The sequence below is a fragment of the Pseudoalteromonas sp. SR45-6 genome (genome assembly GCF_014163545.1).
Taxonomy (GTDB): domain Bacteria; phylum Pseudomonadota; class Gammaproteobacteria; order Enterobacterales; family Alteromonadaceae; genus Pseudoalteromonas; species Pseudoalteromonas rhizosphaerae.
On record NZ_JACJDM010000080.1, the window covers coordinates 7,260 to 15,355 of the forward strand.

Annotated in this window: 7 protein-coding genes and 1 pseudogene; 4 read left to right on the forward strand and 4 right to left on the reverse strand. The window is 40.7% G+C overall.

Annotated features, from left to right (window positions below; all coding sequences use genetic code 11):
• Positions 1-208 precede the first annotated feature (208 nt).
• Positions 209-1,183, reverse strand: coding sequence for a transposase (locus tag H5158_RS21060; protein ID WP_182740826.1), 975 nt, complete (start codon positions 1,181-1,183; stop codon positions 209-211).
• A 692-nt stretch (positions 1,184-1,875) separates the two neighbouring features.
• Between H5158_RS21060 and H5158_RS21065 the strand changes: the two genes are divergently transcribed.
• The 3 genes from H5158_RS21065 to H5158_RS21075 all read left to right on the forward strand — a co-directional run bounded on the left by H5158_RS21065 (position 1,876) and on the right by H5158_RS21075 (position 4,149).
• Positions 1,876-2,742: an alpha/beta fold hydrolase gene (locus H5158_RS21065; protein ID WP_182719627.1), complete on the forward strand. Its 867-nt coding sequence runs from the start codon at positions 1,876-1,878 to the stop codon at positions 2,740-2,742.
• 835 nt (positions 2,743-3,577) lie between these two features.
• Positions 3,578-3,856, forward strand: a complete 279-nt coding sequence (locus tag H5158_RS21070) for a type II toxin-antitoxin system RelE/ParE family toxin (RefSeq protein WP_182740827.1) — start codon at positions 3,578-3,580, stop codon at positions 3,854-3,856.
• A complete protein-coding gene (locus H5158_RS21075) occupies positions 3,856-4,149 on the forward strand; it encodes a HigA family addiction module antitoxin (protein WP_182719628.1) in 294 nt (97 codons plus the stop codon). The genes H5158_RS21070 and H5158_RS21075 overlap by 1 nt, the downstream gene beginning before the upstream one ends.
• 461 nt (positions 4,150-4,610) lie before the next feature.
• Here H5158_RS21075 and ggt read toward each other — a convergent pair whose 3' ends face one another.
• Positions 4,611-6,281 carry a gamma-glutamyltransferase gene (gene ggt, locus H5158_RS21080; protein ID WP_182740828.1) on the reverse strand — a complete coding sequence of 557 codons (1,671 nt, stop codon included), beginning with the start codon at positions 6,279-6,281 and terminating at the stop codon, positions 4,611-4,613.
• A 92-nt stretch (positions 6,282-6,373) separates the two neighbouring features.
• Positions 6,374-6,910, reverse strand: coding sequence for a GNAT family N-acetyltransferase (locus H5158_RS21085; protein ID WP_182740829.1), 537 nt, complete (start codon positions 6,908-6,910; stop codon positions 6,374-6,376).
• 95 nt (positions 6,911-7,005) lie between these two features.
• Between H5158_RS21085 and H5158_RS21090 the strand changes: the two genes are divergently transcribed.
• Complete coding sequence (locus tag H5158_RS21090) at positions 7,006-7,374, forward strand: hypothetical protein (protein WP_182740830.1); 369 nt, start codon at positions 7,006-7,008, stop codon at positions 7,372-7,374.
• 182 nt (positions 7,375-7,556) lie between these two features.
• Here H5158_RS21090 and H5158_RS21095 read toward each other — a convergent pair.
• Positions 7,557-7,649, reverse strand: a pseudogene (locus H5158_RS21095) (transposase); the annotation flags it as partial.
• Positions 7,650-8,096 lie beyond the last annotated feature (447 nt).

Here is an 8,096-nt window from a genome sequence, read left to right on the forward strand (position 1 = left end):
AACAAAATTGACACCCATTATAAATAAATGCTGAAGTCATCAAACTTAACCGTGCAAAAAACTGCCTGCCCGCAATTACTCTTCGAGGAAATGTTGTTTGTAATAAATAACGTGACTAATGTCCGTTGAATACTGAATTTTAGACATAGAAAGGCTGCAAATTCGCAGTTTTTGAATTGATTTAGATGGTTTACTACATCGCTCTATTTTATGCTAATAGCTTTTCACAATTTCTCACGTTTGCTCGCCGCTTTCTATTTAAATGTTCACAGTATCCTTCCTGCGATGTTGGCCTCCCGACTGCGCCATGAAACACCCGTGTAAAGTGGCTCGTGAGTTTTAACCAATTATCTGCTGAGATATTTACCCGCTCCAATAACCGTGAATGAGTATTATCTATATAACCGCGCTTATCTTCTCGTATACAACGACCTGTTAACTCTACAAGTTCTAAATAAGATTTTAACTCAAATGGTAAGCCCTTTGCCATGTGCTGCCTTGGCATACCGGCAAAGCGTAGTAACTGTATTGGTTGTTTACCGTCGGTTGCACTTTCAATCCGTTTTTGTACGCTCGTGTAATCCGATGTTTCTGGTGTGTGAGCTATCTTCGCTCTGATTGGGTTTAAATCAACATACGCCATACATGCAGCCAATGCGGCTTCATCTAACAGTGCTTGTGATTTGAAACGGCCTTCCCAAAATCGCCCTGTACATCCATCTTCTTTATTCGCCCTGCGAGCTATATCTTCATTTAATAATCGCATAAACCAGCTAATACTTGATAAACGCTCACGGTACTCATCGACGGTCTCATTTAAAAAGAAGCATTCTGCTTTCGTTAGCTTGCCCCCTTGAACATATTTATTTGTCAGCATGGTGCCTTTACATAATTTATGCCAACGGATAATAATGGCTTTATCGTTCAGTCGTTTCGCTTTTTTATCATCAGCATACAACACTAAATGCGTATGATTACTCATCACTGCATATGCGCAAACATCAATACAAAACACGTTAGAAAGAGCCAATAGCTTCTCTTCAACCCAACACCTGCGATGCTCATATGATTGGCCAGTAAAACGATCTTCGCCACATAGATAGGCTCGACGTACGCACCTAGAAATACAATGATAGTACTTTGTATCAGCCAAACTTATCTGACGCTTTCTCGCAATAGCCATGTGACAACCTGCTCATTTATTGTGCTAATAATAAAATTAGTACGTAACTGATACATTGCAAATCATAAGATGGGTGTCTTCTTAGCATCCTTCTATGGGCGGTTCATCTCCCGTTATCAATATTGATCCAAATATCTCTCAATGACACTAAACCTTGTGACGCTAAATAGTCATTACCTAGCGCAATGTTAATTCCTTTTGTTTTGAGCTTCGACAAGGGCCTTCGCTTCCAAGCGCCTACTTTTGGTACTGGTAATTCCACAGGCTATGGCGAGTCGTTCACTGACCCTCCTCCAAGCGTTAGCGCGAATGCGTGTTTATCAGATCTCCCCCTTTTTTACCTATAAAGAACAGGTGCATCGACTTTCTCTGCACAACTGCATCATTTACGGTGGCCGTTAGATCGCATGACTTCGCTATCTTGTGCTAGCTCGTCTCCAGCCTACGCCTCATATGATGTTTTTTCTCATCAGCTCACATTTATTTATCATAAAGAATGCTAGCTGCTTCCTCCAGACTATCTCTCGCGATTTAGCCCTTGCCATTCGCGAGTGTCTATCGTTTAATAATAGCGTGTTATTTAAACGGTGATCTTCCTACAGAGGACTTTCACCTCATAAGTCAATGCCCATGTCGGGCGTACACAATCGTGTCATGCCGAAGTTATGCCTCATCGAGGGAATGGAGTCTAAATGAAATCAATTATATGGTTATTCTCAATTTTTATTAGCTTTGGTGCACCAGGTACAGAGCAAGAGTTACAACCAACAACGTCAGGACTATATGATGTTGGTGGGTTTAAGTTGTATCTTGAGTGCTACGAAAATGACAAGCCTCAATTAATAGTTGAGCAAGGCTTCGGTCGTTCTGGTTCTGATGGGGTTTGGTTGGAGAATATTAAACAATTGAAAAATGATTTCAGTATTTGTTTATATGATCGATCAGGTCTTGGAAAAAGTGAAAAAGGTCCCGTGCCTTTCACCGTCGATGATATGGCTAAAAGGCTAAAAAAACTGCTTCAAGTAGCCGGTGTTAAAATGCCGTATTACTTTACTGGTGGCTCATATGCATCTTATATCATTACGGCATTCAATAACCTATATCCACAAGAGGTTATGGGGGCTGTGCTGATTGATCCACCTCCTTTAGGCTACTTTTACACTATGGGTACAAGGTGGCCTGAAAACTTTAAAACAAACAATGAAAAATTGGAGCGTTTTTATAATTTTGAGCAAAGTGTTCATGATCCAATGTTTGAAAGAGTTCCTGAAAACGTAGATCATATGAAAAGCTACAAAATTCTATCTGAAGCAGCTAAATTCGGTGATAAGCCAATTATAATTTTACGTTCAAAACAGACCGAAGAGCGTTATGACCCTCCTTTTGTTCCCGAGGAAATCGCGAAGTCAATGGACTCCCTATATGCAAATGCAGAGAGTTACTTTAAAAGTTTATCTACAAATAGCCGAATTATCTATTCGGAATCAGAAAAGCATCATCTGCACATCGCAGACCGTGATTTGGTTGTAAAAAGCATTAAGGAACTTGTTAGAAAATGAGGCTTAACAAGTTGCCCAAAATCGCCGCAAACAACGCGGCTGGGACAAATACTCACTGGGCTTCGTCCAACAACGTTCGCATTTGCCCATTGGCAAAGCGTTATGTTTTACGAGGCATCGAGTAGATGAAGCTAATCTATTACTCTAATGCGCAGCGTCTCTGAACCTCTTTATGAATAATTCAATAAAAGATTTTTTGCACAAAGAGCAGAGAATGAGAAGTAAATGAGGATTATCTTAAAGGCTAATATTAGCATGCGTAAAACACGATGCATTAATAAAGGTAAGCTGCTACCTCATCAAATAAGCCACTTAAACACCTGTCATACATTCCAAAACGCCCATTAAAGCAACAGCAAATGCTCTTTTTATATTTTACGTAAAAGTCAGTTGTCGATTGAATCAGAATAGGAACTCGGCTATGGTTAATGCATCAATAAAAATAAATTAAAAACGGGTTATTCTACAAGCTCGTTATACGTTTCAGGAGGCTTGGTTTAATTCCTTAAGTGACTCGGATAAAGATATGGTAAAAAGTATTATATCTGATGCTGTAATGAATCTGTTTTTGGTTTCCTTTGTGTACTCGATGGTGTCAGGTCAATTTTTGATACAGGTGACTCTAACAACCTAAAGTTAACGCACGGTGACACACTGCTTAACGACATAGAAAATGAATGCTTGCACGATTTGTATAAAACGTATAACAAGCTGTTAAACAAGAACAAAAAACAGTTAGTTTCGCTTCGTTCCACATTTTAGCCCACTGTTTTCATCCGCTTAATTGGGCGATATTTTTATCGACGAGTGATGCGCATCGCGCTATACTTGTGCCATGATTAAATCTTTCAAACATAAAGGCCTCAAGAAATACTTCCAAACAGGAAGTGTTGCTGGAATTCAGGCCAAACATCAACGCAAATTGCGCATGCAACTTGCAGCAATAGATACCGCACAAGAAATTGATGATATCAATTTACCCGGTTTTAAATTGCCCCCTCTCAAAGGGGATCGTGACGGGATTTGGTCTATTACTGTAAATGGTAACTGGCGCATTACTTTTGAGTTTATCGATGGTAATGCATACATTCTCAATTATGAGGACTATCACTAATGACTATGCATAATCCACCACACCCAGGAGAGTTTATCTATGACGTTTACCTAGAGCCTGCAGGCTTTAGTTGCCGTTATTTAGCTAAACAACTAGATGTAGCATCGTCTACATTAAATAGAGTTCTAAAAGGTCAAAGTGCAATCTCACCAGAAATGGCACTTCGCTTATCTAAAGCCATTGGCAGAACTCCTGAGAGTTGGTTAGCAATGCAAGATAACTACGATCTGTGGCATGCAAAACAACAAATTAATTTAACCAATGTCCACGCAGTAAACTTTGCAGTGCCATAAAAAATAATCGGGTAGCCGGAGGTCTCTAACCTCCGTCCCCCACACCACCCATCATGCGCTTTTCATTAGCAGAAAGTGCAATGGGCGGTTCATCTCCCGTAATGAATATTGATCCAAATATCTCTCAATGACACTAAACCTTGTGACGCTAAATAGTTATTGCTCAGCGCAATGTTAATTCCTTTTGTTTTTGAGCTTCAACAAGGGTCTTCGCTGCCAAGCGCCTACTTTTGGTGCTGGTGATACCACATGCTACGGCAAGTCGCTCACTGACAGCCAATTTCATTAAACTGCGTACTGCCCGAGATAAACTCGCGCCTACGAGTCACTCCCCTAACACCTAGTTACCTAGCTCCTAAAACCTTTTTGTAATTGGGTTTCGTTACCCTCACCCCAACTACAATCGCTTAATTTATCACCAAGCAATCTTACAACTTATGACTTACCGCTTAAAGCTGCGATCAAAACACCATCGCCTTACCCCGCCCTGACGCTTCTGAGCCGGCATCTAGTTTGCCATCACGTTCGATGATCACATGCATATCACCAAAATGGCGCTCGTCTAAGGTGTAGCCCATTTTCTCTAGTGCTTTAACAACGCTTGCATCTAACCCTGCATGATGACGTATGACATTTTTAGGCCAAAGTTGATGATGAAAACGCGGGCTATTTACCACTTCATCGGCGCTCATATTAAATTCAACCGCGTTTAAAATAGATTCGTACACCGAGCTTATTATGGTGGTGCCGCCAGGTGAGCCGGTAACCATTTTAACTTTATTGTCTTTGAGTAAGATAGTTGGCGTCATTGAACTAAGCATACGCTTATGCGGCTGGATTTCATTGGCTTTACCACCGAGCGCGCCAAATACATTCATCACCCCTGGTTTGGCACTAAAGTCATCCATTTCATCGTTAAGCAAAAAGCCCGCGCCAGCAACGACTACACCACTGCCATAACCTAAATTAATGGTGGTGGTATTCGATACTGCATTACCCCATTTATCAACTATAGAAAAATGCGTGGTTTGTTCGCTTTCATATAACCCTGGTTTAATGTTTTCAGTCGTCGATATTTTATCGAGTGTGATGCTGCTACTGCGCTTTTTAAGATAATCCATGGCGATTAATTCGCTCTTTGGCACATCAAAAAAGTCTGGATCACCTAAGTACTCTGCTCTATCAGCAAATACGCGTTTGCCAGTTTCTGCTAATAAATGAATATATGCTGTGGAGTTATGCTCAAGCCCTGCTTTGGGTTTAGTCAGCTCGTACATTTTTAACCATTGTATTATTGCAATACCGCCGGAGCTTGGTGGTGGTGATGTAAGTACTTGGTAACCGTTCCAAGCTGCTTTCATTGGTGTACGTGATTTTGCTTGATAGGATTTTAAATCCGCTTGCGTAATGATCCCGCCATGTTCAGCCATAAAATCGGCAATGATTTTAGCAGTTTCGCCTTCATAAAATCCTGCCTTACCTTGCTCGCGAATACGTTTTAACGTGGCTGCAAGCTCAGGTTGCTTAAAGTTTTGATTCGCTTTAGCGCTGGCAAAATAATCAGCAAAGTTAATTGTTACGTCTTTTTTAGCCATGCGGGCAATGTAGCGCTCAATACTGCTGGCTAATTTCGGGTGAACAATAAAACCCTGTTCTGCTAACTTTACTGCAGGCTCAACAAGGGTTTTCCAATCAAGTGTGCCGTGTTTTTGATGAGCAAGCCACATACCCGCCACACTACCGGGTACCCCACTGGCGTGAATGCCGTATATTGATTTATTTGCAACCACATTACCTTTGTCATCCAAATACATATCGCGATGGGCGGCAATTGGAGCTGTTTCGCGGTAATCTATAAAGTCGCCCTGCCCGTCTTTTTGGATCAGCATAAAACCACCACCGCCAATGTTTCCCGCTTCAGGCAAAGTAACGGCTAATACAAATTGCGCAGCAATGGCTGCATCAACCGCGTTACCGCCCTGCTCCAAAATGGCTCTTGCTACGTCACTACTGTAACTATCCGGCATAGCCACTGCCGCTTGGGCTGTTTTTCCACTAGCTGCCAATGCAGTTATGTGTAACTGCATTACAACGACACTAAAAATCAGTAAATGTTTTACACCTGCAAACATATTTAATTCCTTGTTGATTTTATTTTTTGATTATTTTATTAACCCCATTAATACACATTCAGTTAACAAGGGTCAAACTACAATGAATAACTTTACACAAATTTTCGATATAACACGGCTGGTAACTCGCCGAACTCGTCGCTATAGGTATAGTATTCAATAAACTGCTGACCCAGCTTTTCCATCACTTTAATCGAGCCGTTATTGTCTTTTAGTGCAGTGGCGCTAAGTGCCTTGATCTCAACATTGGCGGTGATCACATCGGCAACGGCTTGCGCGGCTTCACTGGCGTAACCTTTACCCCAACTTGTACGTTTAAAACGCCAGCCAATTTCAATATCACTAAAATCAGGCTCTGCAGTAAAAAACCTCATTGGCCGAATTAATATCCAACCAATAAAGCTGTCATTATCATTAAGGTTAACTTGCCAAAGCCCCCAGCCCTTTTGTGGATTACGGTAGGCTTGCATGCGCGGAATAAAAACGTCTTTGATGGTGCTCATGGTCGTCGTCTTGCCACGAGTAAGGTACTCCATGACTTGTGGGTCGTTATCGAGTTCAAACAGTAGCGCACTGTCATTTTCATCCATTAATTTAAAATTAAGTCGTGCTGTTCGAGGTATATTCATTTTCGAGCCTGTATATTGCTTGTTTTAAGATTGCCATCAATACTGTACCAGAGGAAATATTCCTCGGGACATCATTATTATACAAAGGAACAAATATGAACAAATTAGCAAGTTTAGTTTTATTCGGCTGTGTAGCACTAACCGGTTGTGAAGATGCCAGCGAAGCAAAAAAAGATGCCGCAGAAGCTAAAACTGAGGTTAAAAAAGCACTTAATGATGCATGGGATGACGTAAAAGAAACCAGCAATCAATTTAAAGGTGATTCACTTGATGAGCTACTACAAGAAAGTAAAAAGCTTGGCCTTGATATGTATGATGATGGCAAAGAAGTGGCTTTAGATGCCTGGATTGAAAGTAAAGAAGCAGCAGGCGAGTTAACTGAAAAAACCAAGCAAAAAGCCCAACAGCTCGTTGACGAATTACAAGCTGCACGTGAAGAACATAACAAAGAAAGTAATAACTAGTTTACCTGCGGCCTATAGTTTACTGAGGTAGCCCCTACTATTGTAACTATGGACTGACTAACAATTTAATAAACATCCCCGGGCAAGCCCTTCTGCTAACGCAGTACTCACTTCGTGAGTGGGGTATTTGGTTAGAACATAGCTAACTGATGATCCAAATGGAGTTGGTCATAATTATTTCCTTAGTTTTTCACATACTTTCTTATCATTGATCCGTCACCATGTTTTCCTACCGTATTTGCAAAATAACCATCAGACCAAAACTCTCCACCCCATCACTGGAAAATAAACACTCAATATCACTTTATCAGCAATATTGAGTGTTTCGCCAAACAACAGCTCTACTGGCGTGCAATTTTCAACAAACCATTGGTATTCGAGTCTAGGTAAATAGTTTAATAAATGATTGCTTACAAACTGGTAAGGTGCACGTTGCAGTCACTCAGGCCTCCAATGGATAAATCCATATATCAAAGAACGTAATAGGTATTGATAACTTGGACTAACCGTCGTTTTTCGTCTGTGCGCTACAGCGCTATACTTGAAGTGATGCTAATTTTAATACCAATCGACTTAAATATTTAATCATTCTAGCGCGCTAAATAAAGCGCTAACTGCGTTATAATTTTTTCAAGTAGAACAACTACATGTCAAAATTTACGCCTTGTTATCACTGTATTTATCTGTCGCTATAAATGGTCAGTAACTTAACACGATTGGTA

What these genes read in the sequence shown, in the direction of transcription:
- H5158_RS21060 (WP_182740826.1), bottom strand. Translation starts at nt 1,183, where the DNA reads ATGGCTATTGCGAGAAAGCGTCAGATAAGTTTGGCTGATACAAAGTAC.
- H5158_RS21065 (WP_182719627.1), top strand. Translation starts at nt 1,876, where the DNA reads ATGAAATCAATTATATGGTTATTCTCAATTTTTATTAGCTTTGGTGCA.
- H5158_RS21070 (WP_182740827.1), top strand. Translation starts at nt 3,578, where the DNA reads ATGATTAAATCTTTCAAACATAAAGGCCTCAAGAAATACTTCCAAACA.
- H5158_RS21075 (WP_182719628.1), top strand. Translation starts at nt 3,856, where the DNA reads ATGACTATGCATAATCCACCACACCCAGGAGAGTTTATCTATGACGTT.
- ggt (WP_182740828.1), bottom strand. Translation starts at nt 6,281, where the DNA reads ATGTTTGCAGGTGTAAAACATTTACTGATTTTTAGTGTCGTTGTAATG.
- H5158_RS21085 (WP_182740829.1), bottom strand. Translation starts at nt 6,910, where the DNA reads ATGAATATACCTCGAACAGCACGACTTAATTTTAAATTAATGGATGAA.
- H5158_RS21090 (WP_182740830.1), top strand. Translation starts at nt 7,006, where the DNA reads ATGAACAAATTAGCAAGTTTAGTTTTATTCGGCTGTGTAGCACTAACC.